The sequence below is a fragment of the Elizabethkingia argenteiflava genome (assembly GCF_009904105.1).
In the GTDB taxonomy this organism is placed as follows: domain Bacteria; phylum Bacteroidota; class Bacteroidia; order Flavobacteriales; family Weeksellaceae; genus Elizabethkingia; species Elizabethkingia argenteiflava.
This window is the reverse complement of sequence record NZ_JAAABJ010000017.1, coordinates 1-409: the sequence shown is the minus strand read 5'-3', so window position 1 is coordinate 409 and position 409 is coordinate 1. Positions and strand designations below refer to the sequence as shown.

Genomic DNA, 409 nt, shown 5'->3' with positions numbered 1-409 from the left:
TTCAGCAAAAATGGATTCAAAATCATCAACTACAACCGTACTTCTTTTTGTTAAAAATAATAAGTCTATTCCATTACAAATAGATCCAACCAATTCTTCAAATGACATTTCACCTTGTAATAAAGGAGATACATCGGAAGAGGATACTCCAGAAGAAGAACCGGAAGTTGATGAAGTTGGAGAGCTTGGGTTTCCAGACTCTGTTACATATGCTCCGTTACATATTCGTTGAGCTACGTCTTGTGGTGAGCTACCTGCAACCAAATCAACATATTGTGCTTTTGGAAACCATTGAGTTGCTGTTTGTCCCCCTACATTATAAGAAGAGCTTCTATTCCAATCATGTTCACCGGGAATTTTATGTTGTTTAATTTGAGAATCAGACATATATTGATTTCCAATCCATTGA

General features: G+C 36.2%; 1 protein-coding gene. It reads right to left on the bottom strand.

From position 1 onward, the window contains the following. The coding region (locus GNY06_RS00080) for a hypothetical protein (protein WP_166518289.1) at positions 1 to 409 on the bottom strand (409 nt) is incomplete at both ends.